This is a genomic window from Rubrivivax sp. JA1026, from assembly GCF_011065555.1.
In the GTDB taxonomy this organism is placed as follows: Bacteria; Pseudomonadota; Gammaproteobacteria; order Burkholderiales; family Burkholderiaceae_C; genus Rubrivivax; species Rubrivivax benzoatilyticus.
In genome coordinates, this window is the sequence record NZ_JAALCQ010000005.1 from 166,611 (window position 1) to 186,267 (window position 19,657).

Annotated in this window: 19 protein-coding genes and 1 pseudogene; 16 read left to right on the forward strand and 4 right to left on the reverse strand. The window is 69.2% G+C overall.

What is annotated here, in order from left to right:
• Window positions 1-10 precede the first annotated feature (10 nt).
• The 8 genes from G5B56_RS10680 to G5B56_RS10715 all read left to right on the forward strand — a co-directional run bounded on the left by G5B56_RS10680 (window position 11) and on the right by G5B56_RS10715 (window position 7,986).
• Window positions 11-742, forward strand: coding sequence for a GntR family transcriptional regulator (locus G5B56_RS10680; RefSeq protein WP_164963180.1), 732 nt, complete (start codon window positions 11-13; stop codon window positions 740-742).
• Entirely contained in the window at window positions 739-1,704 is a 966-nt protein-coding gene (puuE, locus tag G5B56_RS10685; RefSeq protein ID WP_164963181.1) for an allantoinase PuuE, read from the forward strand. Before G5B56_RS10680 ends, puuE begins: the two co-directional genes overlap by 4 nt.
• Window positions 1,701-3,473, forward strand: coding sequence for a 2-oxo-4-hydroxy-4-carboxy-5-ureidoimidazoline decarboxylase (gene uraD, locus G5B56_RS10690; RefSeq protein ID WP_164963182.1), 1,773 nt, complete (start codon window positions 1,701-1,703; stop codon window positions 3,471-3,473). The genes puuE and uraD overlap by 4 nt, the downstream gene beginning before the upstream one ends.
• A complete protein-coding gene (locus G5B56_RS10695; RefSeq protein WP_164963183.1) occupies window positions 3,470-4,726 on the forward strand; it encodes a M20/M25/M40 family metallo-hydrolase in 1,257 nt (418 codons plus the stop codon). The genes uraD and G5B56_RS10695 overlap by 4 nt, the downstream gene beginning before the upstream one ends.
• 99 nt (window positions 4,727-4,825) lie before the next feature.
• Complete coding sequence (locus G5B56_RS10700; protein WP_164963184.1) at window positions 4,826-5,869, forward strand: ABC transporter substrate-binding protein; 1,044 nt, start codon at window positions 4,826-4,828, stop codon at window positions 5,867-5,869.
• A complete protein-coding gene (locus G5B56_RS10705) occupies window positions 5,866-6,678 on the forward strand; it encodes an ABC transporter ATP-binding protein (protein ID WP_009856065.1) in 813 nt (270 codons plus the stop codon). The genes G5B56_RS10700 and G5B56_RS10705 overlap by 4 nt, the downstream gene beginning before the upstream one ends.
• Before the next feature lie 15 nt (window positions 6,679-6,693).
• Entirely contained in the window at window positions 6,694-7,464 is a 771-nt protein-coding gene (locus G5B56_RS10710; RefSeq protein ID WP_164963185.1) for an ABC transporter permease, read from the forward strand.
• A 36-nt stretch (window positions 7,465-7,500) separates the two neighbouring features.
• On the forward strand, window positions 7,501-7,986 hold the full coding sequence (locus G5B56_RS10715; protein WP_164963186.1) for a nucleoside deaminase: 486 nt from the start codon (window positions 7,501-7,503) through the stop codon (window positions 7,984-7,986).
• On the opposite strand, the gene G5B56_RS10720 is transcribed toward G5B56_RS10715, so the two are convergent.
• Entirely contained in the window at window positions 7,916-8,227 is a 312-nt protein-coding gene (locus G5B56_RS10720) for a DUF2917 domain-containing protein (protein WP_009856068.1), read from the reverse strand. The genes G5B56_RS10715 and G5B56_RS10720 overlap by 71 nt on opposite strands.
• Before the next feature lie 153 nt (window positions 8,228-8,380).
• On the opposite strand from G5B56_RS10720, the gene G5B56_RS10725 reads away from it, so the two are divergent.
• Both G5B56_RS10725 and G5B56_RS10730 read left to right on the forward strand, forming a co-directional pair.
• Entirely contained in the window at window positions 8,381-9,880 is a 1,500-nt protein-coding gene (locus G5B56_RS10725; protein WP_009856069.1) for a PLP-dependent aminotransferase family protein, read from the forward strand.
• 67 nt (window positions 9,881-9,947) lie between these two features.
• A complete protein-coding gene (locus G5B56_RS10730) occupies window positions 9,948-10,781 on the forward strand; it encodes an urease accessory protein UreD (RefSeq protein WP_164963187.1) in 834 nt (277 codons plus the stop codon).
• Window positions 10,782-10,787: 6 nt separating this feature from the next.
• On the opposite strand, the gene G5B56_RS10735 is transcribed toward G5B56_RS10730, so the two are convergent.
• Window positions 10,788-11,939, reverse strand: coding sequence for a PepSY domain-containing protein (locus tag G5B56_RS10735; protein ID WP_164963188.1), 1,152 nt, complete (start codon window positions 11,937-11,939; stop codon window positions 10,788-10,790).
• Complete coding sequence (locus G5B56_RS10740; protein WP_009856072.1) at window positions 11,936-12,112, reverse strand: hypothetical protein; 177 nt, start codon at window positions 12,110-12,112, stop codon at window positions 11,936-11,938. The genes G5B56_RS10735 and G5B56_RS10740 overlap by 4 nt, the downstream gene beginning before the upstream one ends.
• 135 nt (window positions 12,113-12,247) lie before the next feature.
• Between G5B56_RS10740 and G5B56_RS10745 the strand changes: the two genes are divergently transcribed.
• Window positions 12,248-14,380, forward strand: a complete 2,133-nt coding sequence (locus tag G5B56_RS10745; RefSeq protein ID WP_164963189.1) for a TonB-dependent siderophore receptor — start codon at window positions 12,248-12,250, stop codon at window positions 14,378-14,380.
• Window positions 14,381-14,860: 480 nt separating this feature from the next.
• Window positions 14,861-15,844 carry a nuclease-related domain-containing protein gene (locus G5B56_RS10750; protein WP_164963190.1) on the forward strand — a complete coding sequence of 328 codons (984 nt, stop codon included), beginning with the start codon at window positions 14,861-14,863 and terminating at the stop codon, window positions 15,842-15,844.
• A gap of 165 nt (window positions 15,845-16,009) precedes the next feature.
• Here the strand turns inward: G5B56_RS10750 and G5B56_RS10755 are convergent.
• Window positions 16,010-16,216: pseudogene (locus G5B56_RS10755) on the reverse strand (transposase); the annotation flags it as partial.
• Between the two features lie 411 nt (window positions 16,217-16,627).
• Here G5B56_RS10755 and G5B56_RS10760 point away from each other — a divergent pair.
• The 4 genes from G5B56_RS10760 (at window position 16,628) to G5B56_RS10775 (ending at window position 19,533) form a co-directional block, all read left to right on the forward strand.
• Window positions 16,628-17,353 (forward strand): hypothetical protein, encoded by a 726-nt coding sequence (locus tag G5B56_RS10760; RefSeq protein ID WP_164963191.1) that lies wholly within the window; start codon window positions 16,628-16,630, stop codon window positions 17,351-17,353.
• On the forward strand, window positions 17,346-17,789 hold the full coding sequence (locus G5B56_RS10765; RefSeq protein WP_164963192.1) for a DUF488 family protein: 444 nt from the start codon (window positions 17,346-17,348) through the stop codon (window positions 17,787-17,789). The genes G5B56_RS10760 and G5B56_RS10765 overlap by 8 nt, the downstream gene beginning before the upstream one ends.
• Before the next feature lie 2 nt (window positions 17,790-17,791).
• A complete protein-coding gene (locus G5B56_RS10770) occupies window positions 17,792-18,460 on the forward strand; it encodes a DUF4326 domain-containing protein (protein WP_206023511.1) in 669 nt (222 codons plus the stop codon).
• 779 nt (window positions 18,461-19,239) lie between these two features.
• The gene (locus G5B56_RS10775) at window positions 19,240-19,533 is read left to right on the forward strand and encodes a YlcI/YnfO family protein (protein WP_164963193.1); all 294 of its coding nucleotides are present in this window, start codon (window positions 19,240-19,242) and stop codon (window positions 19,531-19,533) included.
• The last annotated feature ends 124 nt before the right edge of the window (window positions 19,534-19,657 follow it).

Here is a 19,657-nt window from a genome sequence, read left to right on the forward strand (position 1 = left end):
CGCCACACCGATGCCGCGCCCGCCCGCCGACCCGTTACCGCTCGCGCCCGACGAGGCGCCCAAGCGTGCGCCCGGCGCCGGCGCGACGACGCAGCAGATCGTCGACACGATCACCACCGCCATCGTCGAGCGCCGGCTGATGCCCGGCACCAAGCTCGCCGAACAGGCGGTGGCCGACCTCTTCGGCGTCTCGCGCACGCTGGTGCGCGAAGCGCTCAACCGCCTGAGCCGCGACCGCCTGGTGACGCTGGAACCCGGCCGCGGCGCCTTCGTCGCCCGGCCCAGCGTCGACGAAGCGCGCCAGGTCTTCGACGCCCGCCGCCTGCTGGAGACCGGCATGGTGCGCGAGCTCTGCGCGCGGGCCGAGCCGGCCCACGTCCTGCGCCTGCGTGCCCACCTCGCCGCCGAGGCCGACGCCGTGCGCCGGCATGACGTCGCCGGCCGCACGCGGCTGCTGGCGCAGTTCCACGTCGTGCTCGCCGAGTGCCTGGGCAACGCCGTGCTCGCCGAGCTGCTGGCCGACCTGCTGAGCCGCTGCTCGCTGATCGCGCTGATGTACCAGTCGGCCGACGCCGCCGGCCATTCGCAGGACGAGCACGTGCTGATCGTCGACGCCATCGAGCGCCGCGACGCCGACGCCGCCGCGCGCCTGATGGCCGAGCACCTGGGCAACGTCGTCGGCAACCTGCAACGCCAACCGAGAGTCGGCGACCTCGCCGACCTGCTGAGACCCGCCGCATGAGCACACCTTACGCACGCGACCTGCGCGGCCACGGCCGCAACCCCCCGCACGCCCGCTGGCCGGGCGGCGCGCGCATCGCCGTCTCCTTCGTGCTGAACTACGAGGAAGGCGGCGAGAACAACCCGCTGCACGGCGACCCGGCGAGCGAGACCTTTCTTTCCGAGCTGATCAACGCCCAGCCCTTCCCGAACCGGCACATGACGATCGAGTCGATGTACGAGTACGGGTCGCGTGCCGGCGTCTGGCGCATCCTGCGCGAGTTCGACCGTCGCGGGTTGCCGCTGACGATCTTCGGCGTCGCCGACGCGCTGGAGCGCTACCCCGAGATGGCCCGGGTCTTCCTGGACCGTGGCGACGAGATCGCCAGCCACGGCCTGCGCTGGATCCACTACCAGGCGGTCGACGAGGCGGTCGAACGCGAGCACCTCGCGCTGGCGGTGCAGAAGATCCGCCGCCTGACGAACGGCCAGTGGCCGCTGGGCTGGTACACCGGCCGCGACAGCCCCAACACACGCCGCCTCGTCGCCGACCACGGCGGCTTCGCCTACGACAGCGACTACTACGGCGACGACCTGCCGTTCTGGCTCAACGTGCGCAAGAGCGACGGCGGCCTGGCGCCGCAGCTCGTCGTGCCGTACTCGCTGGACACCAACGACATGCGCTGCGTGCAGGTGCAGGGCTTCAACACCGCCGAGCACTTCTTCACCTACCTGCGCGACAGCTTCGACGCGCTGTACGCCGAAGGCGACCCGGCGGGCCTGGACCGGCCGAAGATGATGAGCATCGGCATGCACTGCCGCGTGCTCGGCCGGCCGGCGCGCATCGCGGCGCTGCAGCGTTTCCTCGACCACATCGGCCGCCACGACGGCGTCTGGGTCTGCCGCCGCATCGACATCGCGCGCCACTGGGCCGAACACCACCCGTTCGACGCGTCCACCGCCCACGTCTGGGACGGCCGATGACGACGCTGGCCGCACTCAACGCCGCATCGCGTGACGAGTTCGTCGCGCTGCTCGACGGTGTCTACGAACACTCGCCGTGGATCGCCGCGGTGGCCTGGGAGGCGAGGCCGTTCGCCACGCTCGCCGCGCTGAAACACGCGCTGATCCGGGCCGTGCGCGCCGGTGGCCGCGACGCGCAGCTCGCGCTGCTGCGCGCGCATCCGGAACTCGCCGGCAAGGCGATGGTCGCCGGCACGCTGACTGCCGAGAGCAGCGGCGAGCAGCAGCGCGCCGGCCTCACCGCCTGCACGCCCGAGGAGTTCGCGACGCTGCAGCGCCTGAACGCGGCGTACAACGCGCGTTTCGGCTGGCCGTTCATCGTCGCCGTGCGTGGCCCGCGCGGCAGCGGGCTCACACGCACCGAGATCATCGCCACGCTGCAGCGCCGGCTGGCTTCGCACCCCGAGGTCGAGTTCGCCGAGGGCCTGCGCCAGGTGCACCGCATCGCCGAGGTCCGCCTCGCCGAGAAGCTGGCCGCGCCGCCGCTGCGCGGCCGCGCCGTCTGGGACCGCGCCGCGGCGCTGGCCGCCTTCAGCGAGCCGCCGTACGCCGAACGCGGCGAGCTGACCGTCACCTACCTCAGCGCCGCGCACCGCGACTGCGCGCGCTTGCTCGCCCGCTGGATGCACGAGTGCGGCTTCGACTCGGTGCGTGAAGACGCGGTCGGCAACGTCGTCGGCGTCTACGACGGCGCCACGCCCGACGCGCCGCGGCTGCTGACCGGCAGCCACTACGACACCGTGCGCAACGCCGGCCGCCACGACGGCCGGCTGGGCATCCTCGTCGCGCTCGAAGCCGTCGCCGCGCTGAAGGCCGAAGGCCGGCGCCTGCCGTTCGCGATCGAGCTCGTCGCCTTCGCCGAAGAGGAGGGCCAGCGCTACGCCGCCACCTTCCTCGGCTCCAGCGCGCTCACCGGCGACTTCGACTCCGCCTGGCTGGACCAGGCCGACGCCGCCGGCATCACGATGCGCGACGCGATGCGCGCCGCCGGCCTGCCGGCGACGATGGACGCCATCGCCGCCGAACGCCGCGACCCGGCGCGTTACCTCGGCTTCGTCGAGGTCCACATCGAACAAGGCCCGGTGCTGGCCGAGCTCGACCTGCCGCTGGGCGTCGTCACCTCGATCAACGGCAGCCGGCGCTGGACCGGGCAGATCACCGGCCTGGCCAGCCACGCCGGCACGACGCCGATGGGCCGCCGCCGCGACGCCGCCGCCGCGGCCGCCGAGTTCGTGCTCGCTGCCGAACGCCGCGCCGCCGCCGTGCCCGACGCGGTGGCCACCGTCGGCATCGTCGAGGTGCCCGGCGGCTCGATCAACGTCGTGCCCGGGCGCTGCCGCATCAGCCTGGACGTGCGCGCGACGACCGACGCCGCGCGCGACGCGGTGGCCGACGCGGTGCTCGCCGACCTGGCCGAGATCGCGTTCCGCCGTGGCGTCGACTGCTCGCTGACGCCGACGATGCAGGCCCCGGCCGCGCCCAGTTCGCCGGCCTGGCAAGCGCGCTGGGAAGCCGCCGTCGCCGCGCTCGGCCTGCCGGTGCAGCGCCTGCCCAGCGGCGCCGGCCACGACGCGATGACGCTGCACCGGCTGATGCCGCAAGCCATGCTCTTCGTGCGCGGCGGTGAACTCGGCATCAGCCACAACCCGCTCGAAACCGTGACCGACGACGACGCCGAACTCGCCGTCGCCGCCTTCGCCACCTTGCTCGACCAACTCGCCCGCGAATGACCTCCACCGCCTACGCCGCGCTCGACGCCTGGATCGACGCCCACTTCGACGACGAAGTGGCCTTCCTGCAGCAGCTGGTGCGCGTGCCCACCGACACGCCGCCGGGCGACAACGCGCCGCACGCCGAACGCACCGCCGAGCTGCTCGCCGCCTTCGGTTACGAAGCCGAGGCCCACCCGGTGCCGGCCGAGCAGGTGCAGGCCTGCGGCCTGCAGTCGATCACCAACCTGATCGTGCGCCGGCGTTTCGCCGCCGGCGGCCCGACGATCGCGCTCAACGCGCACGGCGACGTCGTGCCGCCGGGCGAAGGCTGGACGCAGGACCCGTACGGCGGTGCCGTCGTCGGCGGCCGGCTCTACGGCCGCGCGTCGGCGGTCAGCAAGAGCGACTTCGCGACCTACACCTTCGCGCTGCGCGCGCTGGAGTCGCTGGGCGGGCCGCTGGCCGGCGCGGTGGAGCTGCACTTCACCTACGACGAGGAGTTCGGCGGCGAACTCGGCCCCGGCTGGCTGCTGCAGCACGAGCTGACGAAACCCGACCTGCTGATCGCCGCCGGCTTCAGCCACCAGGTCGTCACCGCGCACAACGGCTGCCTGCAGCTGGAGGTGACGCTGCACGGCCTGGCCTCGCACGCCGCCTACCCGCAGACCGGCGTCGACGCGCTGCAGGCGGCGACCCGGCTGCTGGCCGCGCTCTACGCCCACAACGACGTGCTGCGCGGCCGCCGCTCGCAGGTCGCCGGCATCACGCACCCGTACCTCAACGTCGGCCGCATCGAAGGCGGCAGCAACACCAACGTCGTGCCCGGCAAGGTGGTGCTCAAGCTCGACCGCCGCATGATCCCCGAGGAAGACGCCGCCGAGGTCGAGGCCGAGGTGCGCGCGCTGATCGAAGCCGCGGTGGCCGCGTCGCCGGGCGTGCGCGTCGAGATCCGCCGCATCCTGCTGGCCCAGGCGCTGAAGCCCCAGGCCGGCAACGGCACGCTGGTGGCCGCGCTGCAGCGCCATGCGCAAGACGTGTTCGGCCACCCGGTCGAGGTCTCGGGCACGCCGCTGTACACCGACGTGCGCCTGTACGGTGCACGCGGCGTGCCGGCCGTCATCTACGGCGCCGGCCCGCGCACCGTGCTGGAGAGCAACGCCAAACGCGCCGACGAGCACCTCGAGCTGGCCGACCTGCGCGGCGCCACGCGGGTCGTCGCACGCACCTTGTTCGACCTGCTGTCCGCGCCGGTGCACCGCGGCGGCGCATAGCGGCGGCGGCGGCACGCGGCGGGGTCGTCGCGGGTGAGCACGGAACTTGCCTTTTGCATACAGAAGTTCCCGTTCACGTCCTCCAGGAGCCCGCCCGACATGACCTCGTTCCCGCTGAAGCGCCGCACCCTCCTCGCCGCCGGCGCGCTGCTCGCCGCGCCCGCGCTGGCCCTCGCCCAGGCCGCCACGCCGATCAAGTTCCAGCTCGACTGGCGCTTCGAAGGCCCGGCGGCGCTGTTCCTGGCCTCGCAGGCCAAGGGCTACTACAAGGCCGCCGGCCTGGACGTGAGCATCGACGCCGGCAATGGCTCGGGCGGCACCGTCACGCGCGTGGCCTCCGGCACCTACGACATGGGCTTCGCCGACATGGCGGCGCTGATGGAGTTCCACGCCAACAACCCCGACGCGGCGAACAAGCCGGTCGCGGTGATGATGGTCTACAACAACACGCCGGCCGCGGTGCTGGCGCTGAAGAAGAGCGGCATCACCAAGCCCGCCGACCTCGCCGGCAAGAAGCTCGGCGCCCCGGTCTTCGACGCCGGCCGCCGCGGCTGGCCGATCTTCGCCAAGGCCAACGGCGTCGCCAACGTCACCTGGGTCAGCATGGACCCGCCGCTGCGCGAGACGATGCTCGCGCGCGGCGACGTCGACGCGATCACCGGCTTCTCGTTCACCTCGCTGCTCAACCTCGAGGCGCGCGGCGTCAAGACGCAGGACATCGTCGTGCTGCCCTACGCCCAGCACGGCGTGAAGCTCTACGGCAACGTCATCATCGCCAGCCCCAAGCTGCTGAAGGAGAACCCGGCGGCGGTGAAGGCCTTCCTGTCGGCCTTCGCCAAGGGCGCCAAGGAGGTGATCGCCAACCCCGACGCCTCGATCCAGTACGTCAAGGCGCGTGACGGCATCATCAACGTCGCACTCGAGCAGCGCCGGCTGAAGATGGCGATCGACGCGGTCGTCGCCAGCCCCGACGCGCGTGCCGAAGGTTTCGGCCAGGCCGTGCCGGGCCGTCTGGCGCTGATGGCCTCGCAGGTGTCCGACGCCTTCGCGACGAAGACGCGGGTCGACGCCTCCGCCGTCTGGACCGACGCCTACCTGCCGGCCAAGGCCGAGCTCAACATCCTCCCGCCGGTCAAGAAGTGAGCGCCTTCGTCGACTTCCGCGAGGTCTGGCTCGCGTACAACGACGAGCTGCTGGCCCAGGGCCAGTTCGCCGTCGAGGACATCACGCTGCAGGTCGACGAAGGCGAGTTCATCGCCATCGTCGGGCCGTCGGGCTGCGGCAAGTCGACGTTCATGAAGCTGGCGACGGGCCTGAGGCGGCCCAGCCGCGGCACGGTCATCATCGGCGGGCGCGAGGTCGACGGCCCGCTGAAGATCACCGGCATGGCCTTCCAGGCGCCCAGCCTGCTGCCCTGGCGCACGACGCTGGCCAACGTGCTGCTGCCGCTGGAGATCGTCGAGCCCTACCGCAGCAGCTTCCGCACGAAGAAGGCCGAGTACGTCGAGAAGGCGCGCCGGCTGCTGGCCAGCGTCGGCCTCGCCGGCTACGAGGACAAGTACCCGTGGCAGCTCTCCGGCGGCATGCAGCAGCGCGCCAGCATCTGCCGCGCGCTGATCCACGAGCCGAAGATGCTGCTGCTCGACGAGCCCTTCGGCGCGCTCGACGCGTTCACGCGCGAGGAGCTGTGGTGCACGCTGCGCGACCTGCAGGCGGCGCAGAAGTTCAACGTCATCCTCGTCACGCACGACCTGCGCGAGAGCGTGTTCCTCGCCGACACCGTCTACGTGATGAGCAAGAGCCCGGGGCGTTTCGTCGTGCGGCGCGAGATCGACCTGCCGCGCCCGCGCGACCTGGAAGTGACCTACACGCCCGAGTTCACCGAGATCGTGCACGAGCTGCGCGGCCACATCGGTGCGATCCGCAAGAGCGGCGTCGCCGTCCCGCAGTGAAGCCCTGAGGTGCACATGAAACTGGGCAAGAACTTCGAACGCTGGGCTCCCTGGGGCCTGCTGGCGCTGCTGCTGCTGCTGTGGGAGCTGTTCGTCGCCGGCTTCGACATCCCCGAGTTCATCTTCCCGAGCCCGATCCAGATCGGCCGCGAGTTCACCGAGTTCGGCGGCCCGCTGCTCGAAGCCGCCTGGAAGACCTTCTGGGTGACGATGCTCGGCTTCGCGCTGGCCATCGTCGTCGGCGTGATGCTCGGCTTCCTGGTCGGCAGCTCGCGCGCCGCCTACGCCGCGCTGTATCCGCTGCTGGTCGGCTTCAACGCCGTGCCCAAGGCGGCCATCGTGCCGATCCTCGTCGTCTGGTTCGGCATCGGCCTGGGGCCGGGCATCCTGACGGCCTTCCTGATCTCGTTCTTCCCGATCACGGTGAACATCGCCACCGGCCTGGCGACGCTGGAGCCGGAGCTGGAGGACGTGCTGCGGGTGCTGGGCGCCAGACGCTGGGACGTGCTCGTCAAGGTCGGCCTGCCGCGCTCGCTGCCGTACTTCTACGGCTCGCTGAAGATCGCGATCACGCTGGCCTTCGTCGGCACCGTGCTCGCCGAGATGACCGCCGGCGACTCCGGCATCGGCTACCTGATGCAGACCGCCGGCAGCCAGCAGCGCATGCCGCTGGCCTTCGCCGGGCTGGTGACGATCGGCGCGATGGCGATGGTCATGTACGAGCTGTTCTCGTGGATCGAGAAGCGCACGACGAGCTGGGCCCACCGCGGCTCGCAGAACCACTGAGCCCGGCGTGAGGGCGCCGTCGCTAGCATCGCCGGCATGACGACGCCCGCGCCCGACCGCCTGCTCGCCTGGCTGCGCCGGGCCAACGCGGTCGCCGCACAGGCGCTGGCCCAGGGCCGGCACCCGTTCGGCGCCGTGCTCGTCGCCCCCGACGGCGACAGCGTGCTGCTGGAGCAGGGCAACGTCAGCGCCGTCGAACACGCCGAGGCCGTGCTGGCGCGCGAAGCCGCACGGCGCTGGGAGCCGGCCTACCTGGCCGGCTGCACGCTGGTGACCACCGTCGAGCCCTGCGCGATGTGCGCCGGCACCCAGTACTGGGCCGGCATCGGCCGGCTGGTCTACGGCATGGAAGAGCGCGAGCTGCTCGCGCTGACCGGCGCCCACCCCGAGAACCCGACGCTGGACCTGCCCTGCCGCGAGGTCTTCGCACGCGGCCAGCGCGCCATCGAGGTCATCGGCCCGGTGCCGGCCGCAGTTCCGGAGATCGCGGCGCTGCACCGGGACTTCTGGCAGCGCGGCTGAGCGCCGCGCCGGGCGCCAGCAGCTCGGCGCGCACCGCGCCGTCCAGCGCCTCGACGACCAGCGCGCCGCGGCTGCCGGCCGGCAGCACGTGCTCGGCGCCGGCGGCCAGCACCTCGTCGTCGGCGCAGCCGCGGGCCGTCAGCCAGATCCGCCCCTGCAGCACACGCAGCCGGCGGCCGGCGGGGCCCGGCGGCAGCGTCAGCGCCTGGCCGGGAGCGAGGAGGAGGGCGGTGGTGTCCATGGCGCTGATGCTCGGGGCGCGGCCGGGTGGCCGCCAGCCACAGCGCGGCGCAGGCTTCACCGGCACAGATCGGCGCCGGCGTGCGGCTGTGCTGGCCTGTTCGGGCCGCGGCTGTACCGGTCCGCGGCCCCGCGCCGCGCCCACAATGGACGCATGCCCGCCACCGCAGCCGACGCCGCCCGCCCGCTGTACCGCCGCCTCGCCGACCACCTGGCCGGCGCCATCCGCGGCGGCACGCTGCCGGCCGGCGCGCGCCTGCCGTCGGTGCGCCAGGCGGCGCGCGAGCAGCTGGTGTCGGTGGCCACCGTGCTGCAGGCCTACCGTGCGCTGGAAGACGAACAGCTCGTGCAGGCGCGGCCCAAGTCGGGCTACTTCGTCGCCGCCGCGCCGCGTGGCATGCGCCTGGCCGAGCCCGGCACCTCGTCGCCGCCCGAAGCGCCGCTGGCGGTGGACATCGCCTCGCTGTACGAGCTGATGATCCAGATGCTGGGTGCGCCCGGCGTCGTCTCGCTGGGTGCCGCCTGCCCGGCGTCGGCGCTGTACCCGGGCGCACGCATCCGCCGCGCCGTCAGCCAGGCGGCGCTGCGCCACCGTGCGCTGCTGACGCACTATCCCGGCAGCTTCGGCGAGGAGACGCTGCGCCGCGCGATCGCGCGCCGTGCACTCGCGATGGGGCTGACGCTGGACGCCCGCGACATCGTCGCCACCGGCGGCTGCAACGAGGCCATCGCGCTGGGCCTGCGCGCCGTCACCCGGCCCGGCGACACCGTGGCGCTGGAGTCGCCCACCTCGTTCGGCTTTCTGCAGATCCTCGAGGCCCAGGGCCTGCGCGCGCTGGAGATCCCGACGCACCCGCGCCACGGCCTGTCGGTGGACGCGCTGGCGCTGGCCTTGCAGACGCAGCCGGTGCGGGCGCTGCTGGCCGTGCCGACGCTGCAGAACCCGCTGGGCGCCTGCATGCCGGTGGGCGAGCGCCGGCGCCTGGCGCAACTGCTGGCGCGGCACCAGGTGCCGATGATCGAGGACGTGATCTACAACGACCTCGCCGAACGCGACGAACACCGCCGTGCGGTGAAGTCCTTCGACACCGATGGCCTGGTGATGGTCTGCGGCTCCTTCGCCAAGACCGTGGCGCCGGGGCTGCGTGTCGGCTGGATCGAGGCCGGGCGCTACGGCGCCGAGGTGCGGCGCATCAAGCCGGCCTTCGGCGGCGGCAACACCGGCATCGTCGAGATGGCGATGGCCGATCTGCTGAACCAGCCCGGCTACGAACCGGGGCTGCGCCGGCTGCGGCGGGCGCTGGGCCCGCGCATGGCCGAGGCGCGCGAGCTCGTCGCCGCGCACTTCCCGCGTGGCAGCCGCGTCACCGATCCGGCCGGCGGCATCATGCTGTGGGTCGAGATGCCGGCTGCCGTGGACTCGATCGAGCTCTTCCGCCGTGCGCTCGCCGCCGGCATCTGCATCGCGCCTGGCACGATGTTCAGCGCCAGCGACCGCTATCGCCACTGCCTGCGGCTGAGCCTGGGCGGCGACTGGGACGACAGCTACCGCGGCGCCATCACGCGTGTCGGTGCGCTGGCCTGCGCGCTGGCGGCCGAGGGCGCGCGCCCGGCCGCGCCGCGCGCCGCCAACGACGAGCCGCGCGCGGCCTGAGCGCCGCGCTCTCCTACACTCGGCCGTCCCCACTCACTCCCGGGCGCCGCGTGCGTGCCCGCCTCGCATGGGCTGGCACGGCCACCTCCGCATCGACTACCGCCGCGACGGCGAACGCTGCATCGCGCTGGACCGTCACCACGGCCCGCTGCGTGTGCTGCAGCGGCTGTACCCCGAAGGCCCCGGCATCTGCCACCACGTGCTGGTGCACCCGCCGGGCGGCATCGTCGGCGGCGACGTGCTGGAGCTCGACGCCACGCTGGCCGAAGGCACGCACGCCGTGCTGACGACGCCCGGCGCGACACGCTTCTATCGCAGCGCTGGCGAGACCGCGCACCAGCGGGTGAGCTTCGACGTCGCCGCCGGCGCGCGCCTGGAATGGCTGCCGATGGAAACGATCGCCCACCGCGCCTGCCTGGCCGACAACAGCCTGAGCCTGCGCCTGGCGCCGGGTGCCGAGGCCATCGCCTGGGACCTGCTGGCGCTGGGCCTGCCCGCGGCTGGCGAAGCCTTCGACGCCGGGCGCTACGCCCAGCGTTGCGAGCTGCCGGGTGTCTGGCTGGATGCCGGCATCGTGGCCGGCGACGACCGCGTGCTGCTCGACGGCCCTTGCGGCTTCGCTGGCCACCGTGTGCTGGGCACGCTGTTCTGCGCTGCCGGTGGCGTCGGTTTCGACGCCGCGCGGCGCACGGCGCTGGTCGAGGCCGCGCGCGAGGTGATCGACGGCGACGCGCTGGCCGCCACCGCCGGCGTCACGTCGCCGCACGCGCCGGTGGTCGTGGCGCGTGTGCTGGCCGACCGTGTCGAGCCGGCGATGGCGCTGGCCGTCAAGCTGCGTGCCGCCTGGCGGCGGGTGCTCTGGGGCCTGGCGCCCAACCCGCCGCGCATCTGGCGGACCTGAGGCGTCTCAAGTCAGCGCCGGCACCCCGTCCTCGGTCTCGCCGATGGCGGCCTCGCGCGTGCGTGTCGCGCGGCGCTTGAGCCACAGGTACAGCCCGCTGCCCAGCACGACGATGGTCGCCACGTCGAGCAGCGCCCAGAGGATCTTCATCGGCATGCCGGCGTAGTCGCCGAAGTGCAGCGGCTGCGAGATCAGCAGCGCCGTCAGGTACCAGGGCAGCGCGGGTGACGCCGTGACGGTGGCCGTGCGCGCGTCGACCAGCACCGGCTTCAGCAGCTTGGACGTCAGCGGCGTGTCGCCACGCAGGAAGACGGTGACGTGGTGCGGGCTGGAGTAGGCCGTGCCCGGGAAGGCGAGGAAGGACACCTGCTGGCCCGGCGTGTGCGCCAGCGCCGCATTCAGCGCCTTCTGCACCGGGGCGCGTTCGGCCTCGGGCACCAGCGGCTGGCCGGCGTAGGGCGCCAGCAGCGCGCTCAGCTGCGAGTACTGCCAGTACTTCACCAGCGGGTCGGCCCAGGTGTTGATGACGCCGGTGAAGCCGACGACCGTGGCCCAGACCAGCGTCACGATGCCCAGCAGGTTGTGCAGGTCCAGCCACTTCAGCCGCGCCGAACGCTCGCGGCGCACGGTGCCGAAGTCCAGCCGGCGCATGAACGGCGCGTACAGCACCACGCCCGAGACGATGGCCACGACCATCAGCAGCCCCATGAAACCCAGGAACAGCATGCCCGGCAGGCCGGCGAACAGGTCGACGTGCAGGCGCTGCATCCAGTACATGAAGCCTTCGCCGGTCTTCGCGTCGCGCAGCACCTCGGCCGTGCGGGCGTCGACGGCGATCGACTTGTAGTCGTCGGTGGGCGCCGGCGTCGGCGTCAGCGTGAAGTGCCAGATGGCCGGCTCTTCCTCGTCGGGTGCGGCGTACTGCACGACACGCTGCGGGTACAGCGCGCGCGCCGAGGCGATCAGCTCGTCCAGCGGCCGTGCGGCCTGCGGTGCGGCCAGCACCGGCAGCTCGACCTCGTCGCCCGCCAGGTGCTCGATCTCGTGGTGGAAGATCAGCGGCAGCCCGGTCAGGCACAGCAGCAGCATGAACAGCGTGCTGACCAGGCTGGTCCAGGTGTGCACCCAACTCCAGGCGCGCAGCGAACGGGCCTTCATCGTGCCCCCCGCGCCAGCGAGAACCAGCCGCCCACGGCCACCGGCACCGCGAGCGCGAACCAGGCCCAGGCGTCGCCCCAGCCGTCGGAGACGAGCGCGCTCAGCAGGCCCGAGGTGGTGAGCAGGCCCAGGGCCAGCGGCCAGGCCCAGAGGCGGCGGAGTTCAGGCGACATGCGGTCTTTCGTGTGGCCGATACGACAGGACGGTTTGCGGATGTTAATAGAAACGAGAAACGTTATCATCCGCAGGAAGGACGCCGCCCGACCGACAGGCTCGGCGCCGGCCCGATCACCACCCCCAAGACCCGCATGACCCGCAAACTGATCCTGAGCGCCTGCGCGCTCGCCGTGTGCACGCTGGCCGCCCAGGCGCAGGCACAAGCCCAGGCCGATGCCCCGGCCGCGACCTCCACCACCGCCGCGGCCGACGACGGCGCCGAGAAGATCCTCGTCACCGCCAAGCGCGCCAAACGTGTGTCCAAGGGCGCCACCGGCCTGCCGATGGAGATCAAGGACACGCCGCAGACCATCAGCACCGTCGACCGCCAGGACATCGAGGACTTCGGCGTCACCGGCAGCAACGAAGCGCTGCGCCTGGGCACCGGCATCAACGTCGAGCAGTACGAGACCAACCGCGCCGCCTACAACTCGCGCGGCTTCGAGATCCAGCTGACGCAGATCGACGGCGTCGGCATGAGCAACGACTGGGGCACCGTCGTCGGCCAGCAGGACAGCTACCTGTTCGAGCGCATCGAGCTGATCCGCGGCGCCAACGGCCTGCTGACCGGCGTCGGCAACGCCTCGGGCACCATCAACTACGTGCGCAAGCGCCCCACCAACGAGGACGGCGGCGAGGCCAACGTCACCTGGGGCCCGTACGGCAGCCACCGCCTGGCGCTGGACTACAACAAGGTGCTCGCCGAGGACGGCTCGTGGGCCGGCCGCCTGGTCGTCGCGCGCGAGGACGAGGACTCCTTCCTGCGCGGCCTGCAGGACCTGCGCAGCAGCGTCTACGGCGTCGTCGACGGCCAGGTCGGCGAGCACGGCATGCTGACCTTCGGCTTCAGCCACCAGCGTTCGGACCAGGACTCGCCGATGTGGGGCTCGCTGACGCTGAACTACGCCGGCGGCGGCCAGGCCGAGTTCGACCGCTCGTCGTCGACCTCGCAGGAGTGGACCTACTGGGACAAGCGCACCAACAACGCCTTCGTCGAGTACCGCCACGAGCTGTCGCCCGACTGGGAGCTGAAGGCCACCTACAACTACCGCCGCAGCACCGAGCAGGCCAAGCTGCTGTACGCCTTCGTGCGGGGTGCCGGCCTGAACGCCGACAACACCGGCCTCGTCGGCTGGCCGTACTTTGCCGACGTCGAGACGACGAACCACCTGTTCGACCTGAACCTCAGCGGCGAATTCGACGCCTTCGGCCGCCGCCACAGCCTGATCGCCGGCGTGAGCCGCTCGCGCCAGGAGACGGAGACCCTCACCCAGGGCTTCGACCCCGCCTACCTGTACCTGCCGTTCCCGGCCTTCCCGTACGGCGACGGCGTCTATCCGGAGCCCGAGTGGCTGGGGGTGCAGGACAAGCGTGACGGCGAGCAGACGCTGACGCGCCTGTACGCCGCGTCGCGGCTGGCGCTGACCGAGCGGCTGAAGGCCATCGTCGGCGTCAACGCGATCAAGCTGCAGCGCTCGGGCGCCAACCGCTACGGCAACACCGGTGCCGTCGGCGTGAGCTACCCGGACACCACCGAGACCAGCCCCTACGCCGGCCTGACCTACGACCTGACGCCCGACGTGCTGGGCTACGTGTCGTACTCCACCATCTTCCAGAACCAGGACCAGGCCGATTACTACGGCAACTACCTGGACCCGATGAAGGGCGTCAACACCGAAGCCGGCGTCAAGGCCGAGTGGCTGGACCGCAAGCTGCTGACCACCTTTGCCGTCTTCACCGCCGAGCAGAAGGGCCTGGCGACGGCGATGCCGACCAACAGCCCGGTGACGAACAAGGGCTGGTACGTGCCCAGGGACGTCAAGTCGCGCGGTTTCGAGGCCGAGGCCACCGGCCGCGTGGGCACCGACACCCGCCTGACGCTGGGCTTCACCCGGCTCAAGCTGACCGGCCCGGACGGCCACGACACCAGCCTGTGGGTGCCGCGCAGCACCGTGAACTTCCGCTTCGACACGCGCGTGGCGCCGCAGCTGCGCCTGGGCCTGGGCGGGCGCTGGCAGTCCGACGTCAGCAACGGCGCCGCGACCGTGCACCAGGGCTCGTACCTGCTGGCCAACGCCTTCGCCGCCTACGAGCTGACGCAGCGCACCACCGTGCGCCTGAACGTCGACAACGTCACCGACAAGAAGTACATCGGCGGCCTGTCCTACGGCGCGATCTACGGCGCGCCGCGGGAGGTGTCGGTGACGGTGAACTACAAGCTGTAAGGCGGCGGAACCCGGTCGGCGCGCGCGGCGCGGGACGGCCGCAACCGCCGTTTAGTGCAAACGTACTTGCACTATCTGCTGCAGCCAAGGAAGTTCTGGCTGAAATGGGGCGCTGGACGAGCGCCCACCAACGCCCCGGGTGCTCCCCGGGGCGCTTCTATTTGTGGCCGCAAGACGGCCGGGCGACCGCAGTCTTGGGCTCCAGCCTTCGTCGCGTCGGGTTGAAGACCGCGTGCAAGGTGCCGCGCCTGGCTTGCGCGGCCACCGCCCCGCTGCCGCCCGCCGCGTCGATGTCCCGCGGGGCGCCAGGCGCAAGCTGACACCGGTAGCAGACTAGATCTGGCGCAAACCGCGCCGAGACAGCCCCGCGTTCGCCCGCCCCGTGTGCCGCAGTTCGCGCGCATCGGGCGGGCGAAGCTTTGTATGCGGGCGTAACGCGGTGGCATGATCCCTGGCAAAAGTGACCAGGGAGGTCATCGCGTGCTGATCAAGTCCGCCGACGACAAGTCGAAGCGGCTCGCACTGCTCGAGGATTTGCAGAAATCTCCTCTGTTGGACCGCCGCCAGCGCGACTGGCTGCGCGACGAGCAGTTCCGCCTGAAACGCGGCATCGCCGGCGAGCGCGATGCGGCGCACTTCCTCGACAACTACCTGCGGGACGACCCCGACCGCATGCTGCTGCACGACCTGCGTTTCCAGGTCGACGGCGAGGTGGTGCAGATCGACCACCTGGTGCTGACGCGCGGGATGTATGTGTACCTGTTGGAGACGAAGAACTTCAACGGCAACCTGCGCATCAACGAGCACGGCGAGTTCTCGGTCGAGTATTCCGGCGAACGTGTGTTCGGCATCCCGTCGCCGCTGGAGCAGAGCCGCCGCCACGAAGGCCCGCTGCGCAAGCTGTTCGATCGCCTGGAAATCTGCGGCCGCAACGGCGGCGCACCGCAGATCGAACACTGCGTGCTGGTCAGCCCCTCGTCGCTGATCCACCGCCCGCCGGCCAAGGCCTTCGACACAAGCAGCGTCATCAAGGCCGACGGGTTCCGCGCGTGGCACGAGAAGTTCCAGCAGAACACGAGCTTCACACCCGGCCGCTTCGTCGGCGCGCTGATGAACATCCGCGGCGCCGACACCATCGAGGATTTCGCCCGCAAGCTGGTGCGCCAGCATCGGCCGAGCGATCCGCTGGCGTTACCGGAATTTATGAAGCCGAGGGCGGAGGTGGGGGCTGCTGCCCCGCCAGTTGTCTCGCCGCGGCGGGAGCCTGTGGCGCCAGCGCAGGTGCCGGCACCTTCACCGGCGGAGGCCGTTCCGCCTCAGGACGCCGCGCCGGAGCGTCGAAAACTCATTTGTGCCACCTGCGGCGCCAAGATTTCGTTCGCTGAAGGCAAGTTTTGCTGGAACAACGAGAAGAGGTTTGGTGGGTTGCAGTATTGCAGGGAGCATCAGGCGGGGTGGCGTTGATCTGTTCTCCGGTGGTTGCCGGCGGCCGCTTCAGACTGGCTTCAGTGCTCCTGATTAGCAATGTTCGTCAGCCTTCCTGATGGCCTTGGCGGTTCTCGGTGCGGCGCGGCAGACGTCGACAACGAGACGAGCGACGAGGCCCTTGAGATCGAAGCGGCGGTTGAAACGGTGGCGGCACGCGTTGCACTGCAGAAGCCGACGGCCTTGGTGTCGGATCGCGCAGTGCGCCGTGGTGCCGCAACGCGGGCAGGCAAAGCCGTTGGGCCAGCGCGCAGCCGCTACCGCAGCGGCGCACTGCTCCTCGGTGCCAAAGCAGCGCAGGAACTCCGGCATCGACAGGCCGGGCTGGAACTGGATTCGGTTCATCGCCATCAGCGTCTCCTCGTGAGCAGTGCTGCCAGCGTAGAAGTTCACTGGCTCACCGCGTGAGACTGCTGACGTACGTTGCTAATCAGGTCAGTGCTTGGCAGCTGTCGTGCGATGGTCGGCAAGGTGCCCAAAGCAGCCCCGCGCCAGCGGGGCGTTTGACGCCGAAGGTAAATCAGCGCCCCGCGTGCAGCGAAAGTCCGTCCCGCAACAGCAGGGCGTGGAAGCACGACCTCCCGCCCTCGACAGGCGTGGCGCTGGGGTAGCAGTGGCGTTCGGTTGAGATTTTGGACCTGGCACCGAGTTCCCTGGCTAGGACGCGGGCGTTGTGGTCGTGCCGGTAGCCAAATCCACCTCGAAATAGGATACTAGCAACCCGCTGTTAAAAATCGCAAGGCGATGCCTAGGGAGGAAGCAATGGACATTATTGTCACTGACGTCACAAATATGAAGGGCGGACATGTCTGCATCGCAGGCATTGAACCCAATACTGGCACTTGCGTACGGCCCCAGAAAATGGTCAACGGCAACAGATATTTGACTTACGCCGAAGCAAAGGCAAGCAATATTCAGCCGGGCTCCATTCTGCGCGGAAACTTTGTCCGCGCGAACAATCCGCCACAGATCCCACACGTGGAAGATTTTCTCTTCTCACACTTAGAGTTGGTGGGTGTTGCATCCGCCGCCGATTTTCATGCCGTTCTTGAATGTTCGGCTAGACCAACCATTGAAGCTGCATTCGGTCGAGCGACCAATCAGAAGTGGTTTCCTGAGAATCAGCCGCCGCAATGTTCTATTGCGACCTTGAAGCTAACCCAGGTTTTGGCTCGCTTGCGCTTCTTTGTGGACGAAAGAAATGGGAAGCAAGCAATTAAAGCTCATATTATCGATAGCAATGGCATCCAACTCCAATATCTTCCTATAAAGGATCGACGAATGGAGGACCATACAATAGATATTCTTGGTAGCGACTATGGCGCGAGAGGGTTGATAAATTTCTATGCCAGACAAAAAGAGGTATATCTGCGCTTAGGAGTCGGGCGAGCCTGGGCTCCACAAGGAGAAACCCCCAAGCACTGGCTTCAAATCAACGGAATCTATTCCTTTCCATCCTACAAGCCGGAATTGTCAGCATATGTCTAGCAATATATTCACCATTGGATTCACGCAAAAGTCCGCAGAGCGCTTCTTCTCTCTTTTGAAGCAAAATGGCGTACAGCGGCTTGTTGACACTAGGCTCAACAACACAGGACAACTCGCCGGATTTAGCAAACGCGATGATCTGGAGTATTTCTGCAAAGAAATCGCCAACATTTCATACTTTCACTGGGAGGAATCGGCCCCAGAGGAAGCCGCCCTCAAGGCCTTCAAGGGGAAGGTAATATCCTGGGAATCTTATGCAGGGGAATACTTGGCGACTCTACAGAAGAGACGGGTCGAACAAGCATCAACCTCTATACTTGGGGATGCTGCATGCTTGTTGTGCAGTGAAGCAAAGCCGCATCACTGCCATCGAAGTTTGCTCGCAAAATACTTGACCGAGAAGGGGCAAGTACAGTACAGGGTTGTTCATTTGTAGCCATGGATATTCTATTTGCCGCGTCGCCGGGCATTGGGCGATTTGCGATTTCACAATGCCTGGATACTCTTGGCCCGAAGGCCCCGGAGCATGTCTACTCCTTCTTTGGCGGAAACGTAAATCTTCGAGAAGAGCTGCTTGCGCGGTGGCCGGAAGCCACTGAACTTTCGGTAAGAGGTGCGGTCGATATGCGCCAAAAGCTGAAGGCGGCGGCGCACCTAGTCTTGATGTGGGACGGAGAAGGGCTTACAAATGTTCTCTTTGAGGCGAGATGCGAGAAGATTCCCACCAAGCTTTTTCCTTGCAAAGTGACACGAATAGTCAACAAGAAGCTAACGGATAAATACGACTTGTATATCGGGCGCGGGACTTTGTGGGGAAATCCATTTGCTATATCCAGAGAGGAAGATGGGCCAGACAGAGCGGACGTTATTGCTCAATACCGGAAATATTTTGCAGAGAAACTCGCTACAGACCCTTCCTTCAAGAGGGGAGTGCTTGGGCTGCGTGGCATGCGTTTGGCATGCCACTGCAAGCCGGACGCCTGTCATGGAGACGTTATTGCAGAGTATCTTGATGGCCCCGAATCGCTGAAAGACGAGCAGATCTTGCGAGGTGAGGAGAACAAGGATCCTCAGTCGAGTTCAGCAGCGGCAGCCGCAAGGGCCTGAAAACGGGAATTCGGGGTCGGGTCCAAAATCCAAACCCCACGCTGCAGCTACCCAACGCCAATCCCGTGGAGGATGGCGGGTTGTGCTTCCAAGCCATGCCGTTGCGCGACGGACGTTCGCTGCACGCGGGACGCTGATTTACCTTCGGCGTCAAACGCCCCGCTGGCGCGCGGCTGCTTTGGGCACATAGCTACCTACCAGCGCCAGCCGTGAACGACGGCCCCCGCTGCACAGCGGTCACCCGCCTCTCGCTGCTTACCGCATCGCCAAAGCGGCCACCCAGCGCCCCGCCCCCCACCCGCCGGCTGCGACTTTTCGGCGGCGAGCAGCGCAGGGTTCGCGGTCGGCGCGCTTTAGCGCGCTTCGTGATCTGATTCGCGGCCGACTGTTTGAGCGGAGCTCACGCCAGTGAGCGCAGCGAGTTGGGCCGCGCGACCGCGAAACCGAGCAGCGCAGCGCAGTCGGCCCGCAGGGCCGACCGCCGAAGCCGGAGCTGCCGGTGGGTGGGGGGCGGGGCGCGACGCGCGGGCGTCAGCGCGGCACCGACCCATCACCCTCAAGCTTTCAATCAGGGCTTCGGAGCCACCCCCATCCCTTGATGAGCGCTCAGCACGCACGCAGCCGGTCGTGCTGGCTCGCCATCGTCCCCTGGCCCAGCCGCCAGCTGCGGCACAGCCAGCGGTCCTGATCGTGTGGCAGCCCAGCCCGGCGGTAATGGCCGCCATCAGGACCGTCTCGAAGTCCTTGACGCTGCAACGCCTATGCAACACGCTGGCCGCATGAAGAGCGCCATCCTTCCCCCGGTGCACGTGGATTCCCAGCTGCGCTCGGATCTCGAATCGGTGCTTAGCGAAGGTGAGGCCTTGGCCGGGTTCATCGAGGCCAGCGTGCGCAGCGCGGTGCAGCACCGCCTCGCCCAGAGAGAGCTTTTGGCCCGCGCGGATGCTGCATGGGCCGAGTACCGAAGCACCGGCGTCAGCTACTCGGTCGATGAGGTCCACGCCGAGCTTCAGGCCAAGCTGGAGGCCCGGCGTGCGCAGTTGCGAGGCAAGTACCGCCCCGCTTCGACCTGAGATTTCGGGCGGCATCCAGGCAGAGCGCGAAGGACGAGCCCGGGCGTCCTTGCGACCATCTGCTCGGGCGCACCGCTTCCTGGCCAGCCCGCGAGGATCGTCGCGATGCCCCGGACTGCCTGCC

Bases quoted from the DNA above. Each gene is read 5' to 3' on its own strand.
- G5B56_RS10680 (WP_164963180.1), top strand. From the start codon at position 11: ATGCCGCGCCCGCCCGCCGACCCGTTACCGCTCGCGCCCGACGAGGCG.
- puuE (WP_164963181.1), top strand. From the start codon at position 739: ATGAGCACACCTTACGCACGCGACCTGCGCGGCCACGGCCGCAACCCC.
- uraD (WP_164963182.1), top strand. From the start codon at position 1,701: ATGACGACGCTGGCCGCACTCAACGCCGCATCGCGTGACGAGTTCGTC.
- G5B56_RS10695 (WP_164963183.1), top strand. From the start codon at position 3,470: ATGACCTCCACCGCCTACGCCGCGCTCGACGCCTGGATCGACGCCCAC.
- G5B56_RS10700 (WP_164963184.1), top strand. From the start codon at position 4,826: ATGACCTCGTTCCCGCTGAAGCGCCGCACCCTCCTCGCCGCCGGCGCG.
- G5B56_RS10710 (WP_164963185.1), top strand. From the start codon at position 6,694: ATGAAACTGGGCAAGAACTTCGAACGCTGGGCTCCCTGGGGCCTGCTG.
- G5B56_RS10715 (WP_164963186.1), top strand. From the start codon at position 7,501: ATGACGACGCCCGCGCCCGACCGCCTGCTCGCCTGGCTGCGCCGGGCC.
- G5B56_RS10720 (WP_009856068.1), bottom strand. From the start codon at position 8,227: ATGGACACCACCGCCCTCCTCCTCGCTCCCGGCCAGGCGCTGACGCTG.
- G5B56_RS10725 (WP_009856069.1), top strand. From the start codon at position 8,381: ATGCCCGCCACCGCAGCCGACGCCGCCCGCCCGCTGTACCGCCGCCTC.
- G5B56_RS10730 (WP_164963187.1), top strand. From the start codon at position 9,948: ATGGGCTGGCACGGCCACCTCCGCATCGACTACCGCCGCGACGGCGAA.
- G5B56_RS10735 (WP_164963188.1), bottom strand. From the start codon at position 11,939: ATGAAGGCCCGTTCGCTGCGCGCCTGGAGTTGGGTGCACACCTGGACC.
- G5B56_RS10740 (WP_009856072.1), bottom strand. From the start codon at position 12,112: ATGTCGCCTGAACTCCGCCGCCTCTGGGCCTGGCCGCTGGCCCTGGGC.
- G5B56_RS10745 (WP_164963189.1), top strand. From the start codon at position 12,248: ATGACCCGCAAACTGATCCTGAGCGCCTGCGCGCTCGCCGTGTGCACG.
- G5B56_RS10760 (WP_164963191.1), top strand. From the start codon at position 16,628: ATGGACATTATTGTCACTGACGTCACAAATATGAAGGGCGGACATGTC.
- G5B56_RS10765 (WP_164963192.1), top strand. From the start codon at position 17,346: ATGTCTAGCAATATATTCACCATTGGATTCACGCAAAAGTCCGCAGAG.
- G5B56_RS10770 (WP_206023511.1), top strand. From the start codon at position 17,792: ATGGATATTCTATTTGCCGCGTCGCCGGGCATTGGGCGATTTGCGATT.
- G5B56_RS10775 (WP_164963193.1), top strand. From the start codon at position 19,240: ATGAAGAGCGCCATCCTTCCCCCGGTGCACGTGGATTCCCAGCTGCGC.